This is a genomic window from Saccharopolyspora soli (genome assembly GCF_022678645.1).
In the GTDB taxonomy this organism is placed as follows: domain Bacteria; phylum Actinomycetota; class Actinomycetes; order Mycobacteriales; family Pseudonocardiaceae; genus Saccharopolyspora; species Saccharopolyspora soli.
Genome location: NZ_JALBWV010000014.1, coordinates 88431 through 111170 on the forward strand (window position 1 = coordinate 88431; position 22740 = coordinate 111170).

Annotated in this window: 25 protein-coding genes; 11 read left to right on the forward strand and 14 right to left on the reverse strand. The window is 68.3% G+C overall.

The features are described 5' to 3' along the window. The first annotated feature begins 133 nt into the window (after positions 1-133). From MOQ72_RS13150 to MOQ72_RS13165, 4 genes are all read left to right on the forward strand, one after another. Positions 134-514, forward strand: coding sequence for a hypothetical protein (locus tag MOQ72_RS13150; RefSeq protein ID WP_242183627.1), 381 nt, complete (start codon positions 134-136; stop codon positions 512-514). 235 nt (positions 515-749) lie between these two features. Next, positions 750-2084, forward strand: coding sequence for a zinc metalloprotease (locus MOQ72_RS13155; RefSeq protein WP_242183628.1), 1335 nt, complete (start codon positions 750-752; stop codon positions 2082-2084). A 457-nt stretch (positions 2085-2541) separates the two neighbouring features. Continuing rightward, positions 2542-3504: a PDR/VanB family oxidoreductase gene (locus MOQ72_RS13160; RefSeq protein ID WP_242183629.1), complete on the forward strand. Its 963-nt coding sequence runs from the start codon at positions 2542-2544 to the stop codon at positions 3502-3504. 103 nt (positions 3505-3607) lie between these two features. After that, positions 3608-4549 (forward strand): NADP-dependent oxidoreductase, encoded by a 942-nt coding sequence (locus MOQ72_RS13165; protein WP_242183630.1) that lies wholly within the window; start codon positions 3608-3610, stop codon positions 4547-4549. Between the two features lie 69 nt (positions 4550-4618). On the opposite strand, the gene MOQ72_RS13170 is transcribed toward MOQ72_RS13165, so the two are convergent. Genes MOQ72_RS13170 through MOQ72_RS13180 form a run of 3 tightly spaced genes read right to left on the reverse strand, consistent with a single transcriptional unit; the run spans position 4619 to position 6240 of the window. Further along, the gene (locus MOQ72_RS13170; RefSeq protein WP_242183631.1) at positions 4619-4975 is read right to left on the reverse strand and encodes a VOC family protein; all 357 of its coding nucleotides are present in this window, start codon (positions 4973-4975) and stop codon (positions 4619-4621) included. Positions 4976-4992: 17 nt separating this feature from the next. After that, positions 4993-5859: an LLM class F420-dependent oxidoreductase gene (locus MOQ72_RS13175; protein WP_242183632.1), complete on the reverse strand. Its 867-nt coding sequence runs from the start codon at positions 5857-5859 to the stop codon at positions 4993-4995. Positions 5860-5910: 51 nt separating this feature from the next. Next, positions 5911-6240: a nuclear transport factor 2 family protein gene (locus tag MOQ72_RS13180; protein ID WP_242183633.1), complete on the reverse strand. Its 330-nt coding sequence runs from the start codon at positions 6238-6240 to the stop codon at positions 5911-5913. Between the two features lie 132 nt (positions 6241-6372). On the opposite strand from MOQ72_RS13180, the gene MOQ72_RS13185 reads away from it, so the two are divergent. Continuing rightward, complete coding sequence (locus tag MOQ72_RS13185; protein ID WP_242183634.1) at positions 6373-6873, forward strand: winged helix-turn-helix transcriptional regulator; 501 nt, start codon at positions 6373-6375, stop codon at positions 6871-6873. Between the two features lie 30 nt (positions 6874-6903). Here MOQ72_RS13185 and MOQ72_RS13190 read toward each other — a convergent pair whose 3' ends face one another. Next, positions 6904-7464, reverse strand: a complete 561-nt coding sequence (locus MOQ72_RS13190) for a TetR/AcrR family transcriptional regulator (protein ID WP_242183635.1) — start codon at positions 7462-7464, stop codon at positions 6904-6906. 83 nt (positions 7465-7547) lie between these two features. On the opposite strand from MOQ72_RS13190, the gene MOQ72_RS13195 reads away from it, so the two are divergent. Next, a complete protein-coding gene (locus MOQ72_RS13195) occupies positions 7548-8288 on the forward strand; it encodes an SDR family oxidoreductase (RefSeq protein WP_242183637.1) in 741 nt (246 codons plus the stop codon). 135 nt (positions 8289-8423) lie between these two features. Here MOQ72_RS13195 and MOQ72_RS13200 read toward each other — a convergent pair whose 3' ends face one another. The 3 genes from MOQ72_RS13200 to MOQ72_RS13210 are packed head-to-tail and all read right to left on the reverse strand — an operon-like array spanning position 8424 to position 11209. Further along, complete coding sequence (locus tag MOQ72_RS13200; protein ID WP_242183638.1) at positions 8424-9551, reverse strand: MFS transporter; 1128 nt, start codon at positions 9549-9551, stop codon at positions 8424-8426. Continuing rightward, positions 9548-10282, reverse strand: a complete 735-nt coding sequence (phtC, locus tag MOQ72_RS13205) for a 3,4-dihydroxyphthalate decarboxylase (protein WP_242183640.1) — start codon at positions 10280-10282, stop codon at positions 9548-9550. The genes MOQ72_RS13200 and phtC overlap by 4 nt, the downstream gene beginning before the upstream one ends. Positions 10283-10333: 51 nt before the next feature. Further along, positions 10334-11209: an NAD(P)-dependent oxidoreductase gene (locus MOQ72_RS13210; protein ID WP_242183641.1), complete on the reverse strand. Its 876-nt coding sequence runs from the start codon at positions 11207-11209 to the stop codon at positions 10334-10336. 271 nt (positions 11210-11480) lie between these two features. On the opposite strand from MOQ72_RS13210, the gene MOQ72_RS13215 reads away from it, so the two are divergent. From MOQ72_RS13215 to MOQ72_RS13225, 3 genes are all read left to right on the forward strand, one after another. Further along, entirely contained in the window at positions 11481-12980 is a 1500-nt protein-coding gene (locus MOQ72_RS13215) for a tripartite tricarboxylate transporter permease (RefSeq protein WP_242183642.1), read from the forward strand. Next, complete coding sequence (locus MOQ72_RS13220; protein ID WP_242183643.1) at positions 12977-13495, forward strand: tripartite tricarboxylate transporter TctB family protein; 519 nt, start codon at positions 12977-12979, stop codon at positions 13493-13495. Before MOQ72_RS13215 ends, MOQ72_RS13220 begins: the two co-directional genes overlap by 4 nt. Before the next feature lie 134 nt (positions 13496-13629). After that, a complete protein-coding gene (locus tag MOQ72_RS13225; RefSeq protein WP_242183644.1) occupies positions 13630-14643 on the forward strand; it encodes a Bug family tripartite tricarboxylate transporter substrate binding protein in 1014 nt (337 codons plus the stop codon). A 118-nt stretch (positions 14644-14761) separates the two neighbouring features. On the opposite strand, the gene MOQ72_RS45170 is transcribed toward MOQ72_RS13225, so the two are convergent. The 5 genes from MOQ72_RS45170 to MOQ72_RS13250 form a co-directional block, all read right to left on the reverse strand. After that, positions 14762-15544, reverse strand: a complete 783-nt coding sequence (locus MOQ72_RS45170) for an IclR family transcriptional regulator (RefSeq protein ID WP_242183645.1) — start codon at positions 15542-15544, stop codon at positions 14762-14764. Positions 15545-15646: 102 nt separating this feature from the next. Continuing rightward, positions 15647-16174 carry a 3-phenylpropionate/cinnamic acid dioxygenase subunit beta gene (locus MOQ72_RS13235; RefSeq protein WP_242183646.1) on the reverse strand — a complete coding sequence of 176 codons (528 nt, stop codon included), beginning with the start codon at positions 16172-16174 and terminating at the stop codon, positions 15647-15649. A gap of 2 nt (positions 16175-16176) precedes the next feature. Beyond that, on the reverse strand, positions 16177-17586 hold the full coding sequence (locus MOQ72_RS13240) for an aromatic ring-hydroxylating oxygenase subunit alpha (protein WP_242183647.1): 1410 nt from the start codon (positions 17584-17586) through the stop codon (positions 16177-16179). Continuing rightward, positions 17586-18812 (reverse strand): NAD(P)/FAD-dependent oxidoreductase, encoded by a 1227-nt coding sequence (locus MOQ72_RS13245; RefSeq protein WP_242183648.1) that lies wholly within the window; start codon positions 18810-18812, stop codon positions 17586-17588. Before MOQ72_RS13245 ends, MOQ72_RS13240 begins: the two co-directional genes overlap by 1 nt. Further along, positions 18809-19006, reverse strand: a complete 198-nt coding sequence (locus MOQ72_RS13250; protein ID WP_242183649.1) for a ferredoxin — start codon at positions 19004-19006, stop codon at positions 18809-18811. The genes MOQ72_RS13245 and MOQ72_RS13250 overlap by 4 nt, the downstream gene beginning before the upstream one ends. Before the next feature lie 279 nt (positions 19007-19285). Here MOQ72_RS13250 and MOQ72_RS13255 point away from each other — a divergent pair, with 279 nt between their 5' ends. Next, a complete protein-coding gene (locus MOQ72_RS13255; protein ID WP_242183650.1) occupies positions 19286-19846 on the forward strand; it encodes a cysteine hydrolase family protein in 561 nt (186 codons plus the stop codon). Positions 19847-19921: 75 nt separating this feature from the next. On the opposite strand, the gene MOQ72_RS13260 is transcribed toward MOQ72_RS13255, so the two are convergent. Beyond that, a complete protein-coding gene (locus tag MOQ72_RS13260; protein WP_242183651.1) occupies positions 19922-21010 on the reverse strand; it encodes an aldo/keto reductase in 1089 nt (362 codons plus the stop codon). A gap of 1 nt (position 21011) precedes the next feature. Here MOQ72_RS13260 and MOQ72_RS13265 point away from each other — a divergent pair, with 1 nt between their 5' ends. Then, positions 21012-21509: a MerR family transcriptional regulator gene (locus MOQ72_RS13265; RefSeq protein WP_242183652.1), complete on the forward strand. Its 498-nt coding sequence runs from the start codon at positions 21012-21014 to the stop codon at positions 21507-21509. Positions 21510-21625: 116 nt separating this feature from the next. Here MOQ72_RS13265 and MOQ72_RS13270 read toward each other — a convergent pair whose 3' ends face one another. Next, positions 21626-22678 carry a TolB-like translocation protein gene (locus MOQ72_RS13270; protein ID WP_242183653.1) on the reverse strand — a complete coding sequence of 351 codons (1053 nt, stop codon included), beginning with the start codon at positions 22676-22678 and terminating at the stop codon, positions 21626-21628. Between the last annotated feature and the right edge of the window lie 62 nt (positions 22679-22740).

Here is a 22740-nt window from a genome sequence, read left to right on the forward strand (position 1 = left end):
GGTGCGGTGGGTTCCCCGCGCTCCTATCTTCTGCCCCGAGTGCCAGGAAAACGTCGCGGGAGCGCGAACCAGGGGGGCGGCGTTGTTCCGGGTCTTCCCGGTGAATTCGGTTCAATTTGCTAAGGAGCAGCAGATGCCAAAAAGGTCTCGGTCGCTGAGCGTTGCCGAGCTGGCTGACCAGCGCGTGGAGTTCTTGCCAGCGCGAACCGTGATGTCGACGATGTGGCTCCCCTGGAACGGCGACGACGTGGTCGTGCTGCACGACACCCCGAACTGGGACGACCACCCCCACCCGGCTGACCACCACGACGTGACCACCGGGGACATCACCGGCGGCAGCGGCGGCACCGGCGGCGGCTCGGGCGGCGGCCAGGGTGGCGGCAACGGCGGCAATGGCGGCGACGGTGGTGATGGTGGCGATGGCGGCAACGGCGGCGATGGCGGTGATGGGATAGGCGGCAACGGCATCGGTGGCGCCGGTATCGGTGGAGACGGCGGCGGAACCGTCCACTGATCTCACGTGACAGGCGTTCACGCCGAGACAGTGGCATGGTGCTGACCTACTACCGATAAATGCCGAAGGCACGTCTTCGAATCCGCTTGCGCGGGTAGCGCGAACCCGCGGCGGCGCTGCTTCGAAGGCGAAGAGCTGAAAGTGCACTGCCGGTCGGCGGGGCGGCGTTCTTCTGACGGGGAATGCCCGGCCCGCCGACCGGGCCTGTTTCATGCGAGTACTCCAGGGAGTCGTCATGGTCGCCACTCCGGAGGCCGAGACGCCCTCGGCCGACGAGGAAGTCGCGGATCTCCCGGTGCCCGCCCTCGTCGCGGGCAGCGAGCTGATCGGCCAGTACCAGGGTTCGGGGCACCGCGAACCGCCCTACCTGGCCCGCCGTGCCGATGGTCAGATCCTGCAGCTCTCGCACCTGCTGTACCTGGTCGCCGCTGGCCTCGACGGACAGCGCACCTACCAGCAGCTCGCAGCGCGCCTCAGCGACGAGTGGGGCCGCGACATCACCGCCGGGCAGGTGTCCTTCCTCGTCGAGAACAGGTTGCGCCGGGCGGGTTTGGTGGCGGCCGACCCGGCGGCCGACCAGCCCGCGCCAGCCTTCCCAAAGGGCCGCGATCGGTTGTTGGCGCTGAAGTTCCGCGTCGCGTTGGTGCCGGAACGCGTCGTCTGGGCGATCGCCGGGTTCTTCCAGCCGCTGTACTGGCCGTTGGTGATGGTCATCGCATTGGCGTGCTTCGCCGCCGCAGACATCTGGTTGGTCATGCGCATCGGCATGGGCCAGGTCCTCTCCGGCGCGCAGGCGCTGATCAACCAGCCCGAGCAGCTTCTGCTGGTCATCGGTGTGCTGGCGCTCGCCGGGATGTTCCACGAGTTCGGCCACGTCGCCGCCTGCCGTTACGGCGGCGCCCGTCCTGGGGTGATGGGCCTGGGCATCTACCTGGTGTGGCCCGCGATGTACAGCACCGTCACCGAGTCCTACCGGCTCAGCCGTGGTGGCAGGCTGCGCACCGATCTCGGCGGCATCTACTTCAACGCGCTGGCCATCCTGGTCATGATCGTGCTCTACGCGCAGACCGGGCTCCCCTGGTTGCTGGTCGCGCTGCTGGCGTGGCAGATCACCACAGTCTGGCAGTTCCTGCCTTCGATTCGACTGGACGGCTACTACATCCTCAGCGATCTGGTCGGGGTTCCCGACCTGTTTGACCGGATGGGGCCCATGCTGCGCAGCATGATCCCAGGCCGCCCGCTGCACCCTCGCGTTCGCGAGCTCAAGCCCTGGGCACGGCGGGTGATCGCGGTCTGGGTCGTGTTGGTGATCCCCTTCCTGGCGTACTGGCTCATCGGATTCCTCGTCCTCGCGCCGTACGTCCTGCCTTCGATGTGGCAGGCGCTGCTGCACCAGGGCGAGGGTGTGGGCAGCGCGGCGCAGGCCGGGGATGTCGCCGCGACGTTGGTCGCCATCCTGCGGATCTTCCTGCTGGCGCTGCCGTGGGCGGGTGTCACCCTGATCCTCTTCTACCTGGGCCGCAGTTTCGTGCGGAAACTCCGGGCCTGGCGCCGCCGCGCGAAAAGCTGACGCCGCGTCGGATCGGTGCTGCTCGGTGCTGGCGAGCCGGTCCAGGAGGCGGCGCCAGCATCCTTGCAGACCGCGGCGCGGGCCAGCTGCCGACGTTCGGCCAAGGTGGTGGCGAGGTCGGCGCGGCCGGTGGCAGGCGAGCAGACCGGCATGGCCGTGGCAGAGGGTGGGCGCGAATGCCTGTCGTTCGACTTCTCGCGCGTTGATCATCTGCGGCGTTTTTGGCGCGATACCTTTCGGTGGCTTGGGGCTTCGAGTGGAAAGCAATCCCAAGTGGACTCCTCGGATGTCCGTTGGGCGCGGACTCCGAGCAGCGGTAGGCACCGCGACACATGACGTAGTCGTGGTGGTCGCGAGGGGCGTTCTGGTTGCGACATCGATCCGATCCCCCGGTCCTCGGACGGGCTTACGTTCAGACCTGAGCGTGATCTGGATCCTGACCGAGGGAGGTCCGTGCATGCTCCCGTCCACCGTGCCGAGCCGCACAGCTTCGGACTTCGAAGCCGATCTGGTCGTCGTGGACCGTCGTGACGAAGCGACGGGCGTCGTCGGAGTCGGCTTCGAGCTCCCGACCGGCGGCGAGCTGCCCGACTGGGCGCCCGGAGCCCACGTCGACGTCCTGCTGCCCGGCGGCCTGACCCGCCAGTACTCGCTGTGCGGCGACCCGGCGGACCGGCAGCGGTGGCGGATAGCCGTGCTCCGGGAACCCGACGGGCGCGGCGGTTCCAGGTGGATCGCCGAGGAGTTGGCGGTCGGGATGGCACTGCGGGTGCGCGGGCCGCGCAACAACTTCCCACTGCTGCCAGCCCAGCGGTACGTCTTCATCGCCGGTGGCATCGGGATCACACCGCTGCTGCCCATGATCCGAGCAGTGGCGGCATCCGGCGCCGACTGGGTGCTGCACTACGGCGGTCGCACCCGCCGGTCGATGGCCTTCCTCGAACCGCTGGCCGAGTACGCGGACCGGGTGCGCATCCACCCGCAGGACGAGGTCGGCCTGCTCGACCTGGACAGCGTGCTCGACAGGCATCCGAAGTCGCTCGTCTACTGCTGCGGGCCGACCGGCCTGATCGACGCGGTCCAACAGCGCTGCCCGGAGCCGGGAGCGCTGCATGTCGAGCGCTTCACCGCGGCTGCTTCTTCCGGCGAGAACACCGAATTCGAGGTCGTCTGCGACCGCTCGGGGATCAGCGCCGTGGTCACTCCGGACCTGACGATCCTCGAAGCGCTTGAGAACGCGGGGCTCGACGTCCTCTCGTCGTGCACCGAAGGCATCTGCGGCACGTGCGAGACGGCGGTGCTGGCGGGCGAGCCGGACCACCGGGACTCCCTGCTCACCGACGAGGAGCAGGCGGCGGGCGACACGATGATGATCTGCGTCTCCCGCTGCCGAGGTGCCAGGCTGGTGCTGGACCTCTGACCCGCGGGCTCCGCCACGCGGAGGGGGTCGATAGGCCCTTGCGCTGGGGTAGCTGACTGCCTGACGTTGGCTTGACGTCGACTCGTTGGCGGAGGTGAGGGCAGTGCGCGCAGTGGTCCAGCACGAGTTCGGCCCGCCAGAGGTCCTCAAGGTGGAGGAGGTCGACGCACCGGAACCGATTCCGACCGAGATCCAGGTGCGGGTGCACGCGGCAGGCGTGAACCCGGTCGACTTCAAGACGCGGGTGGGGGAGGGGGTTGCGGCCGTGCTGGGTGACCCGCCGCTGCGCCTCGGTTGGGACGTTTCCGGCGTGGTCTCCGAAGTCGGCTTCGGCGTCACCCGCTTCTCGGTGGGCGATGAGGTGTTCGGCATGCCGTGGTTCCCGCGTCAGGCGGGTGCCTACGCCGAGTTCGTCACGGCACCGGCCCGCGAGTTCGCCGCCAAGCCCGAGCGGCTTTCCCACACCGAGGCGGGAGCGTTGCCGCTGGCCGGTCTGACCGCGTGGCAACTGGTGGTTGACACGATCCGGCTGGAGCCCGGCCAACGCATCCTGATCCACGGCGCGGCAGGCGGCGTCGGACATCTGGCCGTCCAGGTGGCCAAGGCGCGCGGCGGGGTGGTGATCGGAACGGCACGGGCGGACCAGGCGAGCTTCCTGCACGGGCTGGGTGTCGATGAGGTCATCGACTACCGGCGCACGGCCTTCGACGAGGTCGTGTCCGATCTGGACGCGGTCATCGACTTTCCCGGGGCGTACGGGCAGCGGTCGCTTTCGGTGCTGCGGCCCGGTGGCATCCTCGTTTCGGTGCCCAGCGGCGCGCACCAGGACGTGCTCGACTTGGCGGCGCAGACCGGGCGGCGGGCGGCCAGTTTCCTGGTGGAGCCCGATCAGGTCGGCTTGGCCGGGCTCGCCGACCTGATCGCGACCGGCAAGCTCGAGGTGGAGGTGGCCCGGGTCTTCGACCTGGCGGACGTCGTCGCGGCACATCGGCTCGCCGAGAGCGGTCCAGGACGGGGCAAGGTCGTTCTCCAGGTGAATTCCTGACCCTGGCGCCAGACCCTCGCGTCGCCGGGCGGTCGTCGAAGAACCTGCGCATCGACACCCGTTGGGCGGTCAGCTGCGGTCGATCACGCAGAATCGGTTGCCTTCGGTGTCCGCCAGCACCACGAAATCCGCGTCTGGTGGGTAATCCTGCCAGTCCACTCGGGACGCGCCGAGGCCGAGCAACCGATCGACCTCGCCAGCTTGATCGCTGGTGTACAGGTCCAGGTGCACCCGAGGCCGGTGCTGCACCGGTGTCTCGGACAGTCCGAGCGAGATGTTCGGCCCGTCCCCGGACGCCGGGGTGAGCACCACCCACGTGTCCTCCGGCTCCTCGCGCGGCAGGTAGCCCAACGCCCGGCTCCAGAACGCCATCGCACGGCGCACGTCCGACGCGCCCATCACGATCGATCCGATCCGCATCGTCATGCCCCGATTGTCGGGCATCAGGTCGAATTCGCGCGCCCGAAAAGGACTTCGGCGAGTTCGCGAAAGCCCGGCATCGGGCTGTCGGTGCCCGCGGTGAGCACCTGGATGCCGACGTGGTCGGCTCCGGCGTCGAGGTGCGCGGTGAGTCCGGCGGCGATGGCCTCCGGGGTGCCGTGCAGGCTGAGGGCGTCGATCAGGCGGTCGCTGCCGCCGTCGGCCACGTCCTGCTCGGTGTAGCCGTGCCGCCGCAGGTTGCTGACGTAGTTGGTCAACCCGAGGTAGGGATGCTGGATGAACGGTCGGCCGATGGCGCGGGCTGCGTCCGCATCGGAATCCAGCACGACTTTCTGTTCAGGAGCGAGAATCCTGTTCTGGCCGAGGATTTCCCGCGCGGTGCGGGTGTGGTCCGCGACGACCAGGTACGGGTGGGAGCCCGCGGTCCGAGCGGCGGCCAGTTCCAGCGCCCGTGGCCCGAGCGCCGCCAGGATCCGGCGGTCGCCCGGCACCCCGCCGTCGTCGAGCTCGTCGAGGTAGTCGACCATCTTGTCGTAGGGCTTGCGGTAGGTCCGGACGGATTCGGGATGGCCGATGCCGATGCCGAGCAGCAGGCGGTCACCGTGCGCCGCGCGGATTCGCCGGTAGGACTTGGCGATAGCGGTGGCGTCGTTGATCCACATGTTCACGATGGCTGTCGCGACCGTGATCGTCGACGTCGCCTCCAGAATCCGTTCGACCAGCGCGAGATCTTCGATGTGCTGGGTGCCGAATCCCAGCCAGGCGGCGCCGTAGCCGAGTGCTTCGGCCTCCACGGCGTACTTCGTGCGTGCATCGTCGTCGTGCAGCGGATTCAGCCAGGCGCCGAATGTGCCTAGGTGGAGCGACATTTGCTGATGACTCCTCATGGGTTCTTGCGCCGTGCCAGGCGGCGCACGCGGTCAGGTGCAGATCGTCAGCGCGCTGATCTTGTCCTCGGCCAGGGAGAAGTGGTGGTGCAGGTCGACCGGGCTGCCGGGGAAGTCGCCCGCCACCTCGGTGAGCACGATCGCCGCATTGCCGATGAGCGTGGTGTCGGTGACGGTTCGGGTGAAGTTGAACCCGGCTGCGATGCTGTCGGTCCAGGCGCGGATCGCCGCGAGGCCGTGGTAGGTCCGACCGTCGTCGTGCACTACGGCGTCATCGGTGAAGAGTTCGCCGAGCAGCGGGCTCAGGTCGCTCTTCGACGTGGCGAGGTAGGTGTTGACGGCTGCGGGCAGGTCGTTCGTCATCGGATTTCTCCATGCTGGGGCGCGCGATCACAGTGCTGGGCAGTCCTAGGCGCTAGCAGCGGCGTCGCGGATGCTAAAATAGAAGTTAGTGACTTCGAACTTAGCACCTATAGGTGGGGTGGTCAAACAGTGGTGAGCAAGATTCGCCTGGAAGATCGTGAATGTCCATTGTCGACAGCGCTGGGCTACGTCGGCGAGTGGTGGACTTTGCTGATCCTGCACGACGTCTTCGACGGCTACACCCGCTTCGACCAGTTCCAGCGGAACATCGGGATCTCCTCCAGCATGCTGACCGCACGGCTGAAGGCCCTGGTGGCGAACGGACTGCTGGCGCGCCAGCCCTACCAGACCAATCCGGTCCGGTACGAGTACGTCCTGACCGACCTCGGCCGGTCGCTGCGCCCGGTGCTGATCGCGTTGGCGGCGTGGGGGAACTCGCGGCTGGAACCGACCGAGCGCAGCATGATCCTGGTCGATGCGACCACGGGCGTCGAGGTCGAACCGGTCGTCGTCGACCGGGCCACCGGCCGCAGGCTCGACGACGAGAACTTCATCTTCACCGCGGGCCCAGCCGCCAGCGAACCCTTCCGGACCCGCTACCCGCACGAGTTCCCGCGAGAAGACGCGTCGTAGGACGACGACGGCTAGGTATGTGTCGTGCTCTCAACGAGGGCGGAGACCGTCGACAATGACCAGCACTATCGTGTGCGCCCGCGTGTCCCACTCCGATTCGGGTATCCGCGACAACGCGCCCAAGAGAAGGATGATGTCAGCGGCATCAACCTCGTCGCGCACTTGACCGGCGGCTTTTCCCCGATCGAGCAACATCCCGAGCGCTTCATCGAGTCGGTGGTGCTGGTCTGAGTAGAGGTCGTGCCACGCCGATGCCTCGATCGCCGCCATGACACCGCGTTTGACCCGCGCATACTCGACCAGCCGCTGTAGCCAGCAGGTCAGTGCCCGAAGTGGGGGATGCGCTGCCAGCAGTGGTGCCACGGCGTCGACAAGCTGGGTCAACTCGTGCCGATACACCTCCGCCAGCAGGTGCTCGCGGGTCGGGAAGTGCCGATAAAGGGTGCCCTGTCCCACGCCCGCCGACTTGGCGACCCTGTGGAGCTTCAGTTCAGCGGCCGCACCGTTGGACTTGCTCAGTTCGGCTCGCGCAGCCTCGACAATGCGGTCACTGTTGGCGACTGCGTCTGACCGGCGCTCACGACTCGCCACGGCGCGACCTCCCTTCCCGGACAACTGTCCGGTACAGTGGGCTGTAACCGGACAGTTGTCAGTTTAGAGCAGGGGACGTCTCGATGAGCAGGCTGGACAGCAAGGTCGTCGCCATCACCGGAGCCAGTAGCGGTATCGGCGCGGCAACCGCCCTGGAGCTAGCGACCCGTGGTGCGGCTGTCGTGTTGGGCGCCCGGCGCACTGACCGGCTCGACTCGCTCGTAGCGCGAATCCGGACCGAGGGTGGCCGCGCGGAGATGCTGGAAGTCGACGTCACCAAACGCGCCGATCTTGAGCAACTGGTGACCCTGGCCGTGAACCGGTTCGGACGCCTCGATGTCCTGGTGGGTAATGCCGGAGTCGCCCGGATCGCCCCCATGGCAGACGTCGACGTCGACGACTGGGACGTGATGATCGACGTCAACCTGCGAGGTGTCCTGCACGGCATCGCCGCTGCGCTGCCGGTGTTCCGCAAGCAGGGCCATGGGCACCTCGTCACCACTGTGTCGACGTCGGGCCTCAAGATCGTCCCGACTCAAGCTGTCTACGCGGGTACCAAGAACGCCGTACGCACGCTGCTCGAAGCGCTACGCCAGGAGTCCACCGACGGCGTTCTGCGCACGACCTCCATCTCGCCGGGATTCGTACACACCGAACTCGTCGACTACATCGACGACGCCGAGCAGCGAGAGCAAGCCCAGCTTGCCATGGCGGCACTCGGCATCAGCCCCGACGCCGTGGCGCGCGCCATCGCGTTCGCCATCGAGCAGCCCGATGACGTCGAAATCGGCGACATGACCATCCGGCCTGCCAGGCAAGGCTGAGAGGGGAATCTGGGGGCGGTGCCGGTCGTTGCCGATCCCGGTGTCCACCAGGACGGTCTTGCTTTCGTTGCGCGGCCGCGATCTCCTGGCTCGGCGTCAATCCGGGTCCGTCCATTTTGGACCGGTGTCTGGTGTTCAGCTGGTTCGGGTCAATACGACCGGAGCGGACATCAACGCTCCTGCCAGACCCAGCGCCAGCGCCACCGGAGCTACCGCGACCAGGCCGGAGACCGCGAACGGCGCGAGGAACAGCGCCGCCGCGCGGAACGTGCCGGTGGCGGCGACGGCTTCGCCGCGCTGGTCCGGGCTCACCGCCTCGGTGGCAACCGCTGGTCCCACCGTTTGCAGCACCCCAGCTCCGAGCCCGGATACGGCCAGGGCCACCGCGACTGCTGGCAGGTTCGCGGCCAGCAAGCCGACCACGCCAGTTCCGATGCCGGTGCTGAGGATTCCCAGCGCCAGCGACCAGCCCACGCCGCGCCCGCGCACCCGCCCGACCAGGCCGCTGCCAGCCAGCGAAGCGCCCGTGGCCACCGAGACCAGCACGCCGATCGTCGTCGCGGACTGGTCGGCGCGCTCCAGCGCAAGTGGCACGTAAGAGCCGAGCAGTCCGCGCCACGCCCCTGCGGTGGCCCCTGCCCAGCAGGCGCTGGCCACGCCGGGCTGGCGCCAAAGCGCGCCTCGGCGGTGGTCTTCGGCCTTGGGTGCGAACGGCGGCAGCGGTACCAGCAGCAGCGCGATCAGCACTGTGAGTACGCCCAGAACGGCACCGACAGCCAACGCGAGTTGCGCGGAGTGCTCGGCCAGCGCCCCGGCCAGCGCCGGGCCGACGAGCAGTCCGACGCCGCCGAGCACGTTCAGCTGGGCCAACGCCTTGACCGCGGGAGCCGACATCCGGACCGCGTGCGTTTGCGTGCCGGTCCAGAAGAATCCGCGTGCCACGCCCTGCAGCAGTTGGGCGGCAAGCAGTGCGACGACCCCGCTGGACAGCGCGCCCAGTCCGCACGAGACGGCGAGGCAGGCGCCCGAGAGGGCGACGAAGATGCGGTCCGGCAGCTTGCGCAACATCGCGCTCATCACCAGTCGGATCGCTAACTGCGACACCGCGGACGACGCGGTGAGCACCCCGAGCGCTGTCGGGCCGTAACCGGCGTCGATCGCCAACAGCGGTAGCGCCAGACTGGCGATGCCCAGCGAACACGAGAAGATCGCGGCCCCGCCACCGCTGGCCAGCACGTCCAGCCGGTGCCGGTCTGGGGTCACGAGCAGAGCCCGGCGTGCCGCAGCCGCGCGAGCTGGTGGCGCCAGATCTGGCCGTCGTTGAAGCCGCTGCCGAGGTCGGGCAGTTCCGCCAGATCTTCCGGCGGCAGGTCGGGCACGTCGTGCAGCGTGGTACCCAGCCGCAGCGTGAGGCGGGCCAGCGCGTCGATGTTCAGCGCGCGCACCACGGCCTGCGCCACGGTGTCGCCGACGGTGACCAGGCCGTGCGCCCGCAGCAGGCAGACCGGCGCGTCGCCCATCGCTTGGGCGAGTTCAACACCCAGCTCACGTCGGGTGATCAGCGCGCCGCGCGGGAACACCGGGATACCGGCCTCGGCCATCCGCAGCGCCGGGATGTTGTAGGCGCCGATGATCGGCCGCAGCGGCAGCCCGGCCAAGTCCGCGGCCACCACCGCTGGCGGGTGCACGTGCACCACGGCCCGCACGTCGGGGCGGGCCCGCATCACCTCGGCGTGGATGGGCAGTTCGTTGGGTGGTCGATAGCCGTCACCGAGCTCACCGGTCGCGTCGAGATCGACTTCCCGAACGTCCTTGGTGGTGCTGAACAGCAGCCCTTCCTCTTCCGGGCCTCGGCTGCGGACCAGCATCGTGGTCGGCCCGGTGCGCAGGCTGACGTGGCCCAGCACGTCTTCGGCGAGCCCCTGGTGCGCGAGCACCCGGCAGGCCAGTGCGACGGTCTGGGCGTCTTCGCTGCCAGGACTGCTTTCGGTCATGGTTCGGGCCTCCGAACTACGTGCGGACTTGTCGTGAGACGCGGATGTGCCTCATCGGTGGTCTTCGCGCATGGTCTCCAGCAGCGCGCAGCTCTCCGGGAATGGCCTGCTCCGCCAGGGGGTTTGCGCCACCGCGCGGAAGAAGTCGACCACCGGGGCGAGCATTCGGCTGCGGGTTCCGGCTCGGGCGGTCATCGCCTCGGCGAGCAGCATGTCCTTTTCGATCGTGCTGGCCGGTGCGTGCGTGCGCATCGCCTCGTCATCGCCGAGGAAGTACTCGGCGGCGTTGGCGAATCCGGCGTCGCCGCCGCTGCTCCTGCGCACCGCGTCGACCACCACCGCCGGGTCCAGGCCCAGCTTCCGGGCGGTCGCGAGGGCTTCGGCGGAGGCCAGGTACCAGGTGTACTTGATCTGCTGGTTGAGCAGCTTGGTGGCGTAGCCGGACCCGATTCGTCCACAGTAGACGATGTGCTCGGCGGCGGCGGTGAGCACCGGTTCCGCAGCGCCGAGCGATCCTCGCGGGCCGCCGACTAGAACAGTCATCCTCGGCGCCTGCCGACTCACCGGGCAATCGGCGAATTTCCGGCCAACGGCGCGAAACTCCGCGTCGAGTTCGGTGGCCAGGTCCGGTTCGCAGGTCGACATGTCCAACATCGCCGCCCCTCGCTCAAGACCGGCCAGCACGCCGTTGACCGGGTCCAACGCGACTTCGCGGACCTGCGCCGGGCCGGGCAGGAAGGTCAACACCAGCTCGACCTCGGCGGCCAGTTCGCGGGCGCTACCGGTGACCCGCGCGCCGAGCTCGGCCAACGGGGCCGCCGCGGCCACCCGGCGGTCCCAGCAGCTGACCGAATAACCCGCTGCGAGCAGGCTTTTCGTCAACGCCGTACCCATCGCGCCGAGTCCGATCACTCCTATTCGCCGCAACCGCAGGCCCTCCTGAGCTTTCCCTATTCAAGAAAATACTTCTTGTTCGTGCACAGTAGCGAGGCGATGCACGGCGAGCAATCTTGACGCTCCTGGTGGCCTCGGTTACCTTGATCCCGCCACAGAGCAGAAAAAACTTCTTGGTGGCGGCAAGAAGGCTCGGCGCAGGACTTCCCGAGTCCCACCACGTGCCCCGGTCGTCAAAGTGGACGAACTCTGCTTCCCCGGCCGAAGCGGCGCGGCCCGCGAGACCGCTCCCGGCGGAGGAACTGTGACAGACGCGCTCCTAGCCAGCCTCGACCAAGTGGTGCAGTTGCAGACGATCGCGATGATGCTGCTCGGCATCGCGATCGGCTTCCTGGTCGGCATCCTGCCCGGACTCGGCGGCGCCGTGACGTTGGCGCTGATGTTGCCGTTCACCTTCAACATGGACCCGATCCCGGCCTTCGCGCTGCTGCTGGGGATGTACGTGGTCACCGCGACGACCGGCGACCTGACCTCGATCCTCTTCGGGGTCCCCGGCGAGGCGACATCCGCGGCCGTGGTGCTCGACGGCTACCCGCTGACCCGGCGTGGCCAGGCCGGACGGGCGTTGGGGGCGGCGCTGGCCAGCTCCGCGGTCGGTGCCATCTTCGGCGCCGTGGTGCTGGCCCTGTCGGTGCCGATCGTCCGGCCCCTGGTGCTACAACTCGGTCCGCCGGAGTTCTTCGGCCTCGCGCTGCTGGCCCTGACCTTCGTGGTGATCCTCGCCGGTCGCGACCTGTACAAGGGCCTGATCATGGCCTGCCTCGGCCTGCTGGTCGCGCTGGTGGGCATGGACCCGGTCGACGGCGTGCCGCGCTACACCTTCGGCGAGATCTACCTGTGGGACGGCATCGACATCATCCCGGTGGTGGTCGGGCTCTTCGGCGGCGCCGAGGTGCTGCAGCTGATGCTGTCCAAGACCAGCGTTGCGCAGCACACCGCGCCGAGCGACGTCCACCGCGCCGGAACGGGCGCGCGCGAGGCGCTGCGGCACTGGAGCCTGGTGCTGCGCTCCAGCGCGATCGGCACCGGCGTCGGCCTGGTACCGGGGCTGGGCGGCTCGGTGGCGCAGTTCATCGCCTACGGCCACGCCAAGCAGACTTCCAAGCACCCCGAGGAATTCGGCAACGGCTCCATCGAGGGCGTGATCGCCGCCAGCGCCACCAACAACGCCAAGGACTCCGGCTCGCTGATCCCCACCATCGCCTTCGGCATCCCCGGCTCGGCGGGCAGCGCGGTGTTGCTCAGCGCCTTCCTGATCGTCGGGCTCGACCCCGGCTTCGAGATGCTCACCAACGACCTCGACGTGACCTTCTCGATGGTGTGGATCACCGTGGCGGCCACGCTGATCTCCACCGCGCTGGCCTTCGCGGTGCTGCGACCGCTGACCAAGCTGGTGCACATCCCCGGCCAGACTTTGGTGCCGTTCCTGCTGCTGTTCCTCTGCCTCGGCGCGTACAGCTCCACCAACAGCTTCGGCGACGTGCTGGTGATGCTGGCCTTCGGCGCTCTCGGCGTGGCCTGCATCCACTTCAACTGGCCGAGGGTTCCGCTGCTGCTGGGCATCGTGCTCGGCGACATCGCGGAGCGCTACTTCTTCCTGTCCTACTCGCTTTTCGGCTGGAGTTGGTTGACCCGGCCGATCTTCCTCGGCATCGCGGTCCTCATCGTCCTCGCGCTCGGCCTGCCGTGGTGGCGCGAACGCCGCAACCGGCGGCGTGAACTGAGCAAGGTGGCCAGCAAATGACCCAGGCACAGCCAACTTCCGCACTCCGCAGCGATACGAGGAAGACCGATCTGGTCATCACGGCCGTGCTGGTGCTGCTGTTCGGCGCCGCGCTGCTGGCCACCACGGCTTGGCCGTTCCGCACCGCGCTGTTCCCGACCATCGTCAGCGGCGCCGCGCTGCTGCTGAGCCTGGCGCACCTGGCGACGCTGCTGTTGCGCCGCCGCCGCGCGGAACCGGCGGAGCAACAGCGGGAGGCCGCGGCCGACGGGGACGTCGACTACGTCTTCGCCACCGCTGGTCGACGGGCGTGGACGGCGGCACTGGCCTGGGCCGCGGCCTTCTTCGTCGCGCTCTACGTGGTGGGACTGCTCATCGCCGCGCCGCTCTTCTCGTTCTGCTACCTGCGTTTCGCGGCACGCCGGTCGTGGCTGTTCAGCCTGGTCTACGCGGCCGTGGTGCTGGCCGCGATCTACCTGGCCTTCGAGTTCGTGCTGACCATTCCGATCCCCGCCGCAGTCTGGGAGCAGTCGTGAGTAGTCCTGTATCAACCCCAGTTCTCCTCAACCGCGCCTCAGGGGACCGTGAAGCAAGCCAGCCACAAGAAACCGCGAAACGAGAGATTCGTGCTGGACGCGACCACCACTGTGAATCGCGGAGAGGCGGGACAGTGATCCGCCGGACCCTCGCCGCATTCGCCGCGGTCACGTTGCTCGCGGGCTGCTCGGTGTTCGACCGGGCCGACGCCGACACCGCCCAAGGCCCGCTGGCCGGGCAGACCATCGAGCTGATCGTGCCGTTCGAGCCCGGTGGCGGTTATGACCTCTACGCCCGCCAGCTGGCTCCGGAACTCGGCAAGAAGCTGCACGCCGAAGTGGTGGTGATCAACAAGCCCGGTGCTGGCGGACTGCTGGCCACCAACGACGTGTGGAAGTCCAAACCGGACGGCACCAAGATCACCCTGCTGAACACCGTCGGCCACCTGGGCAGCGCGCTCGCTGGCGCGCAGGGGGTCCGCTACCGGGCGCAGGACTTCTCCTACATCGGCCGGATCAGCGGCGAGCCGGACCTGACGATGGCCGCCGCCAGCAGCCCGTACGACACGTTGCAGGACCTCTACAACGCCCACGAGCAGATCCGGGCGGTGGCCACCGGACCGGGCTCCAACGAGTACATCGACGCGGTGGTGGTCAATGCGGCGCTGAAGCTGGACTCCAAGGTCGTGACCGGATTCGTCGGCAGCGGCGAGGCTTGGCTCGCGGTGATGTCCGGATACGCGACGTGCCACAGCCGCTCGCTGTCCAGCCAGCTGCCAGCGGTCAACAGCGGCGATGCGAAGCCGCTGCTGATCATCGGTGACCAGCCGGTTCCGGAACTGCCCGGCGTGCCGACGCTGAGTTCGCTGGCCAACGACGCGAACCGGAACATCATCGAGGACCACGTGCGGCTGATCGCCAGCGGACGCTCGCTGGCCGGACCGCCGGGCATGGACCCGGCGGTGCTTGAGGCGCTGCGGACGGCCTTCCGAGAAGTGGTGACCGACCCGCGCTACATCGCGGACGCCAAGACGCAGAAGCGCCCGGTCGACTTCGCCAGCGGCGAGGACATCGACCGGCTCGTCGACGAAGTGATGCACAGCTCCCCGGAGTACGTGGCCCTACTGCGCGAAGCGTTCGGCGGCTGAATGTATTGAGAGTGCTCGGGTCGGTTAGCGTGGCGGTGCGGGTGGCGGAACCTCAGAGGCTTTCTCGACTCCGGGATCCCCGATTTACGTATGAGCTCTGCGCCAATCCGCACACCGCTCAGCCGCTGACAACTCCGGCGAGGATTTCCTCCAGCTGTCGGGCGCCGGACTGCAACTGCCGCACCACTTGGAGCTGCTTCTTCTTCGGCAGCCGGGTCGCGGGCGAGGACGCGTTGATCGCCGCGATCGCGGTGCCCCGGGGGTTTCGCACCACCGTCGCCACCGACACGATGTCCTCGTCGCTTTCCCGGGTGTTGGTGGCGTAACCCTGCTCCCGCACTCGGGCGAGCTCCGCGTCGAGGGCCTTGCGGCTGGACTCGGAGTGCCTGGTCGAGGTGGGCAGGCGCTTGCCGGGCGGGAACAGCTCGTCGAGCTGTTCCGTGCTGAGTTCGGCCAGCAGCGCCTTGCCGGTGGCGGTGCAGTTGGCGGGCAGCAGTTGCCCGGTGCGGGCGGCCACCCGGAGCACGCGGCTGCATTCGGCGGCGTCGAGGTAGCGGACCTTGTTGCCCTCCATCTGCGCTAGGTGGACGGTCTCCTCCACCTCGTCGGCCAGCGCCTCCAGGATGGGACGGGCATGCGTGCGGATGTCCATGTTGCGCACCGCGGCGAAGCCGATGTCCACTAGCGCGGGACCGGCGATGTAGGTCCGCAGGTTGGGTTCCTGGCGCACGAAGTCGTGGTAGGCCAGCATCGCCAGCAGGCGGTGCGCGGTGGAGTGCGCGACGTCCAGCGAGGCGCTCACGTCGGACAGCCGAAGCCGCTGCCGGTCGCGGAACATCAGCAGCAACCGCAGCGCGTTGTCGACCGAGGAGATGGGGTAGGCCGGTGGTTCTTTCTGCACAGCAGAATACTACCGCCTCAGACCAACCCACCGCTCGAGTGAAGAGTGAAGGGCACCTTTTACCAACTTACTTGGTAAGAGGTGCCCTTCACCCAGCTTTCATCACACGAAGGTGGAGAGGTTTTTGGCCAGGAGTACGGATTGGTCCAGGAGGAGTTCTCGGCGGTAGACCTGCCAGGTGTCGCCGACTTGGCGGAGTCGGTCCCGGCGGCGGCCCACCAGGAAGTCCGTCTCGTCCGCGACTCTGTTGCGGTACACCAGGAATCGGGAGCTCACCGCCACCTCGGGCAGCGCCACCTCGGTGAGCCGGACGTTGGTGACCAGGTGGGAGACTCGGGACACCGGTTCCTCCGCCCAATGCTTGCCCGTCATCAGCTGATCGACTCGCAGCCGCACGGTGTCCTTGCTCTCGTCGAACCAGCAGATGTCCGCGCCCGCTCGGGTCTGCTCCTGCTCGTCCGGCTGGTCGAAGGAGACGTTCATCCGGATCGGCATCGAGTACTGGAAGTCCTCGGCCAGCAGGTCCAGCCACTCGTGGTAGCGCCGCTGGTCGAGCAGATCTGCCTCCGCGTAGAGGAAATCCGCGACTTCGGCGGTCAGCAGCAACCGCTGCTGTCGTTCGTCGGTCATCGTCACGCCTCCTTCGCAACCGGCTTGGCGCGCTCGTCCTGCTCGGCGAGTTCGGTGAGCTCGGACCAGGGCAGCCCGTCGGTGAATTCGGCCCACCGCCGGTAGAACGCGCGAGCGTTCACCTCACCGGCGATCGCGTGGTGCGAGTGCACCGCGCCGTGCAGCTCGCTGGATTGCTCGTCGCCGAGTCCCTGCTGGTAGTTGTACGGGTAGCGGCGGGCCACCACGCCCCGACTGGCCTCGGTGGCGTAGTCCCAGTTCTCCATGTCGTCCTGCTCGGTCATGCCGCCCGGACCCGAGTAGCGCATGTAGTAGTGCCGCAGCCAGTCCCGGACGTGCTCCGGGGCGCTCTTGTCCACCAGGTACCAACGCCACACCTCGGTCTCCCACGGTCCGCGCGGGTGGGAGACCAGGATGGTGCGGGGAAAACCGGCCGAGAAGGACATGTTCGGGAACATCGTGGCCGGACCCCGGCCGCCCAGCGGGCGGCCCTCGGCGCGCAGTTTCGCCGCGCGGGTCTGCCAGGCGTCGGCGAAGTATTCGGTCAGTTCCGCTTCGGCGAAGTCCGGGTAGGGCAGCTCGTAGTCGAGGTTGTCGGAGGCGCCGTGCCCGAGCCGGAAGGAGGTCTTCATCCGGCCCCTGGAGAAGCCGCCCTGGTTCTGCTGCTCGCCGTGCCGACGCTTTCCCCTGCCGCCGGGACCGATGCCGACCGCTTCGACGGAGGCGTGCGTTGACTCGCCGTGGTAGGTGTCGCCGAGGAAGTTCTCCGAGACGAACTTCCAATTCGACTTGATGCGCCACTTCTGCACGCCGTGGAAGACCTCGGTCCCGGCCTCCGCGCCGTCGAAGGCGTCGGCGAGGTTGTCCAGCCAGAACCGGAAATCGCCGACGTAGTCGTCGAATTCCGGTGCCTGCGCGTCCCAGCTGGCGAACACCAGGCCCTTGTAGTCCTCGATCTTGGGGGCGCGCACCAGGCCCCACTTCTCCTTCTCCAACCGGCCACCGTAGGCGGCGCGGTTGTGCGGCACGCCGTGCAGGTCACCGGGCACCGCGACCAGCGACCCGTCCATCGAGTACGACCAGGCGTGGTACGGGCAGGTGAACTGCATCGAGTTGCCCGCGTCGTACCGGCAGACCCGCATGCCCCGATGGCGGCACGAGTTCAGCAGCACGTGCACCTCGCCCTTGTCGTCCCGGGTCAGCAGCACCGGGTCGGCGCCCATCCAGGACGAGAAGAAGTCGCCCGGCTCGGGCACCTGGGTGGCGTGCCCGACGAACAGCCACGCGCGTGGGAACAGGTTCTCCAGCTCCGCTTGGTGAATCCGCTCGCTCATGAAGATGTCGCGGCTGATCATCCCGTCGCGGGTGTTCACCATCTCCCGCACGCCGGGGTAGGAGCGGTCCTTGCCCATCAATTCACCCTCTCGCGTTGTCGTTCGATTGCTTCGGCAGGTTCGAGGGCCGCCAGTGCGGCATCCAGGTCCGCGCCTCGGCGCAGCAGGCGGCGGCAGGTGGCCAGGGCGCGCGGCCAGCCGAACGTCACGGCGGCGGTGAGGCGGCCAGCCGCGGAATACAGCGCGATGGTGCGATTTCCGGCGCGGCGCAGCTCGACGTGGTCTTCGGGGTCGACCCGGCCGACCAGCTGGATCTTCACGCCGTGCTGATCGGACCAGAAGTACGGCACGTCGGTGTGCGCGCGACGCGCATCGGGCTCGGCGAGCAGGTTGTGCGCGACCAGGTCGCCGTGCTCGTTGGCGGTGGTCCAGTGCTCGACCCGGCGGCACGAGCCGTCTTCGGGATTGGTCCACCGCGCGACGTCGCCAACGGCGTAGACGTGCTCCGCGCCGCGCACTGCGCCGTGCTCGTCGCACACCACGCCGTCGTCCACCAACACCGGGGAACCGGCCAGCCATTCGGTGTTGGGCGTGACGCCGACACCGACCACGACGACGTTGGCCGCCACTTTGGCGCCGCCTTCCAGCACGACCGCGCGCACGCTGCCGCGGCCGCGTTCGAACCCCGCCACCCGCACCCCGGTGAGCAGCCCGACCTCGTGCTCTTCGTGCAGCTCAGCGAGCAGTTCGCCGACGACCGGTCCGACAGCTCGGAAGAACGGGGTGGGCAGTGCCTCGATGATGGTGCTCGGGACGTCGAGGCCGCGTGCGGTGGCGGCGACCTCGCCGCCGACGAAGCCGCCGCCGACGACCGCCAGCGGGCCGCCGCGCAGCAGGTCGGCGCGCAGCGCCGTCGCGTCGGCGAGGCTGCGCAACACGTGCACGCCGGGGATCGGTTCACCAGGCAGGGTGCGAGCCCGTGCCCCGGTGGCGATGATCAGCGCCTCGTAGCCGACCTTTTCGCCGTCGTTGAGCCGAACTTCGCGTCGATCGACGTCCAGACCGGTCGCGGCGATGCCGCGGCGCAGATCGACTCCGGCGAGGGTTTCAGCGTCCAGCAGCGAAATCTGCTCGGCGTCGAATTCCCCGGCCAGCAGCTGCTTGGAAAGCGGCGGCTTGTCGTGCGGTAGGTGGGGGTCGGCGGAGATGACCGTGATCTCGCCGTCGAAGCCCCTGGAACGCAGCCCGCGCACTGCGGCGGCCCCGGCGACGGAGGCGCCGACCACCACGACGCGGCGGATCATCCTTCGCTGACCCAGATCGCGTTGACCGGACAACTGCGCACGGCGGCGTTGACGGTTTCGCGTTCGTCGTCTTCGACCGCCTCGCGCAGGACCACCACCAGGCCGTCGTCGTCGAGGTCGAAGTGCTCGCTGTCCAGCGCGACGCAGTTGGCGTAGCCCTGGCACTTGGTGACATCGGACTGGATGTGCGGCATTCCGCTCCCTCGCGCTCGTCCAGTATTTTCTTTATTACAGAAATTTTGTCTCCACAACGTACAGTTTTCGCCTGTCGCTAGGCAAGGGTCCGCGTCGTGAAACGGTGGAATGTCTGCTGTGCAGAAAGTCGGGACGGTGCTCGATCCGCCCATTTGTCCACAGTGGATCCCGATGTCCGGAACGCGGCAGCACCGCCGGTCGGGCGGTATCGTGCGGCTGTTTGGTCGATGGCTGGTCGGTCGAGCCGGTGGCCAGCCGAATCCGGAGGGAAACAGATCGTGCCCAAGGCAGCCTTGCTGGTCATGGACGTGCAGCGCGGCATCGTCGAGCGATACGCCGACGACGCCGAATACCTGCCCCGGCTCGGGACGGCGATCGCCGCGGCCCGCGCGGCGGACGTCCCGGTGATCTACGTGCAGGTGGCGTTCCGACCCGGCTACCCGGAAGTCAGCCAACGCAACCGGGGGTTCTCCGCCATCGCGGGATCCGGGGCCGCCTTCAGCACCGAGGATGCCGCCACCGAGATCCACCCGGCCGTCGCGCCTGCGGCTGGCGAAGTGCTGGTGACCAAACGACGCGTCTCCGCCTTCTCCGGCAGCGACCTCGACGTGGTGCTGCGGTCCGGCGAGATCGACACCCTGGTGCTGACCGGTATCGCCACCAGCGGGGTGGTGCTGTCAACCCTGCGCCAGGCCGCCGACCTGGACTACGGGCTGATGGTGCTCTCCGACGGCTGCCTGGACGGCGACCCCGAGGTGCACGGGGTGCTGGTGGAGAAGGTCTTCCCACGCCAGGCCGAGGTCACCACGATCGCCGAATGGACGACCTCGCTGCCCTAGCGGCGGACCTGGGCGTGGCAATGGGAATCTCAAGCCTGGCGGGATCGCCTGCCGCGGACCGCGGGTCTCGTCGGCTCAACCGGCGGTGGTGGCGGTCCCGGCGCTGATCAACGATCCCATCGTCGGGCCGGAGAAGTAGTACGGGTAGACCGGCTCCGGACGGCTGACCTCCTGCAGGCGCTCCGCCAACTCCTCCGGGATCTCGAAGTCGAGGGCCCGCAGGTTGTCTTCGAGTTGCGCCGAGCGTGTCACGCTGATCAGCGTTGAGACGACGCCGGGGCGCCGGGCGATCCAGTTGAGCGCCACCTGCGCCGGGGTGCGGCCGAGTTCACGCGCGCATTCGCGGAGTACCGCCACGATGGCGAAGTTCCGCTCGGTGAGCAGCTTGGACACCGCCGGGTTGCCGGTGGCGTTCAGGGCGTCGAGGGTGCCGTCGGCCATCATCCGGCTCAGGCGCCCCTCGCCTTGAACCTCGCCCTGCCTCCCCTGGGTGTACTTCCCGGCCAGCAGGCCGTTCGCCAGCGGGGACCACGGGACGATGCCGATGCCGAGGTCGCGAGCGGCGGGGACGTGCTCGCGTTCGATGGCACGTTCGGCGAGGGAGTACTCCATTTGCAGCGCGGCGACCGGTTCCCAATGGCAGGAGCGGGCGATCATCTGGGCTTTGGCGGCGTACCAGGCAGGGACGTTGCTCAGCCCGATGGCGCGGACCTTGCCGTTGCGGATCAGCGCGTCGAGCGTCGACATGACCTCTTCGACCGGTGTCATCGCGTCCCACATGTGCAGCCAGTACAGATCTACGTAGTCGGTCCGCAAGCGCCGCAGCGACGTGTCGAGCGAGGCCACGATGTTCTTGCGGCCGTTGCCCCCGGAGTTCGGGTCACCGGGTCGGGTCGCGACGGCGAACTTGGTCGCTACCACGAGGCGGTCCCGCAGCCCGGTCTCCTTCATGAATGTGCCCAGCAGTTCCTCGCTGCGGCCACCGGCGTAGTTGATCGAGGTGTCGACGAAGTTGCCGCCCGCTGCCACGTAGTGGCGGAAGATAGAGCGGGCGGTGTCCTCGTCGGCGTGCCAGCCTTCCCCGCCGAACGTCAACGCGCCGAGCGCGATCGGCGAGACCCGCAAACCCGTGCGCCCGAGCAGGCGGTATTGCTGCGTCGTCATGGTGACTCCCGTCGAAGTAGTCGATGCCGGTCACCATGCGGCCTGGAGTGTGCTCCAGGTCAACTCCGGCCTTGACCTGGAGCACGCTCCAGGTGCGATGCTCGACGGCATGGACTTCTACTCGCCCGGTGAGGTCGCCGAACGGACGGGTTTCAGCCTGGACACCCTCCGGTACTACGAGCGGATCGGCCTGCTGCACGAGATCGACCGGACCGCGGGCGGACAGCGCCGTTTCACCGAGTACGACGTGCTGTGGTTGCTGATGCTGCGCTGCCTGCGCGAGTCCGGCATGCCGATCGCGCAGATGCGCCGCTTCAGCGAACTGGCCCGAGGCAGTGACGAGACCGTGGCCGAACGCCTCGCACTGCTCGAAGCGCACGACCGGAAGATCGAGGAGCAGATCGCCGGGCTGCGTGCGCACCAGGAGCAGATCCGGCAGAAGATCCGCATCTACCGGGCGAAGCGGTGGCATCCCGAGTCGATTGGCACGGAGTCGTAGGAGCGACGTCGCCCAGGACCGAAGGTGCCGTGGAGGGACGAAAGGACCGCCGATTTCGCGCGAAATCGGCGGTCCTCGTGCGGGGTTGGTGGCCTGGTCGGGGCTCGTTGTTGGGCCTAGCTGCTGATCGGGATGCTGCGGTAGGCCGCTGGTGCTTCCCATTGCTCGGCCGCTTCGCTCCGGCCCCACTTCTCCAGGTCGAGCAGGCCCAGGCCGCGGCCGAAGCCGGACATGTCGCCTCGGGTGTTGACCATGAACGCCAGCCAGCGGCCGTCCGGGCTGACGTTGGAGTTGCTGCACCGCCACGGCGGGTGATCGATCGCCCTGGTCATCCGCACCCGCCGACCGCTGCCGTCGAGCTTGAGCTTCCACAGGTCGATCGGCGGCCAGTAGTTCTCGAAGTCGCAGGAGGACTCCAGGCAGATGTGCTCGCCGTCGGGGAAGATGCCTTCCGGCTCGTTGTGCGTGAGGTGCTCGTCGATGTACGTCCGGACCACGCCGGTGTCCACCTCGACGCCCTTCACCACCGTCTTCCAGTCCAGCGTGTTGCGCCGGGGGAAGCGGTTGACGTATTCGGCGAAGATGACCTCGGTGTCGTTGTGCCGGAAGTCCTGCGGCTCTGGGCAACGTCCGTTGCGGGTCGTGTAAACGACCTTGCGGTCCACCAGTTCCGGCTGGTCGCCGGAGTAGTCGAGGTCCGCGACGCGGATCTCGAAGTCCTCCGGCGCGCCGGTGCTCGGGTCGATCCGGCCGTACACCGAGTACGTCACGGTCGGCGTCCGCGTGGAAACCCCGCAGCCCTCGAAGATCGTGGGGCCCAGCGGCCTAGGTGGCTCGGCGGCGTCGCGGTCCATGAACCACAGCTCCGAGGAGCCGAACCGGCTGCGCTCCCGGTCCTCGAAGTGCCTCGGCCCGATGAGCAGGTAGTCGCCGTTGGGCAGGAACAGCACCCGCAGGAAGCTGTGGTGCGCGCCGTTGTCCTTGGTGAGGTTGCGAACTTGGCGCGAGGCCAGGTCCAGTTCGCAGACATCGCCGAAGTTCTTGTCGATGAACGCGATCCGGCGGCCATCCGGCGACCAGTACGGACGTTCGCCGTAGTCGAGCAGCTTTTCGTGGAATTCCGGTGGCTCGTCCAAGAAGCCGCGCTGGTCAGCGCTCGGCTTGGTCATCTTCTCCCCTTCGATGAGCGGGTGGTTGCGGGTCGTTAGTGCCCAACCGGGCTCCAGCCGGG

Coding starts and splice junctions, on each gene's coding strand:
- MOQ72_RS13150 (WP_242183627.1), top strand. CDS start 134: ATGCCAAAAAGGTCTCGGTCGCTGAGCGTTGCCGAGCTGGCTGACCAG.
- MOQ72_RS13155 (WP_242183628.1), top strand. CDS start 750: ATGGTCGCCACTCCGGAGGCCGAGACGCCCTCGGCCGACGAGGAAGTC.
- MOQ72_RS13160 (WP_242183629.1), top strand. CDS start 2,542: ATGCTCCCGTCCACCGTGCCGAGCCGCACAGCTTCGGACTTCGAAGCC.
- MOQ72_RS13170 (WP_242183631.1), bottom strand. CDS start 4,975: ATGACGATGCGGATCGGATCGATCGTGATGGGCGCGTCGGACGTGCGC.
- MOQ72_RS13175 (WP_242183632.1), bottom strand. CDS start 5,859: ATGTCGCTCCACCTAGGCACATTCGGCGCCTGGCTGAATCCGCTGCAC.
- MOQ72_RS13180 (WP_242183633.1), bottom strand. CDS start 6,240: ATGACGAACGACCTGCCCGCAGCCGTCAACACCTACCTCGCCACGTCG.
- MOQ72_RS13195 (WP_242183637.1), top strand. CDS start 7,548: ATGAGCAGGCTGGACAGCAAGGTCGTCGCCATCACCGGAGCCAGTAGC.
- phtC (WP_242183640.1), bottom strand. CDS start 10,282: ATGACCGAAAGCAGTCCTGGCAGCGAAGACGCCCAGACCGTCGCACTG.
- MOQ72_RS13220 (WP_242183643.1), top strand. CDS start 12,977: ATGACCCAGGCACAGCCAACTTCCGCACTCCGCAGCGATACGAGGAAG.
- MOQ72_RS13235 (WP_242183646.1), bottom strand. CDS start 16,174: ATGACCGACGAACGACAGCAGCGGTTGCTGCTGACCGCCGAAGTCGCG.
- MOQ72_RS13240 (WP_242183647.1), bottom strand. CDS start 17,586: ATGGGCAAGGACCGCTCCTACCCCGGCGTGCGGGAGATGGTGAACACC.
- MOQ72_RS13245 (WP_242183648.1), bottom strand. CDS start 18,812: ATGATCCGCCGCGTCGTGGTGGTCGGCGCCTCCGTCGCCGGGGCCGCC.
- MOQ72_RS13250 (WP_242183649.1), bottom strand. CDS start 19,006: ATGCCGCACATCCAGTCCGATGTCACCAAGTGCCAGGGCTACGCCAAC.
- MOQ72_RS13260 (WP_242183651.1), bottom strand. CDS start 21,010: ATGACGACGCAGCAATACCGCCTGCTCGGGCGCACGGGTTTGCGGGTC.
- MOQ72_RS13270 (WP_242183653.1), bottom strand. CDS start 22,678: ATGACCAAGCCGAGCGCTGACCAGCGCGGCTTCTTGGACGAGCCACCG.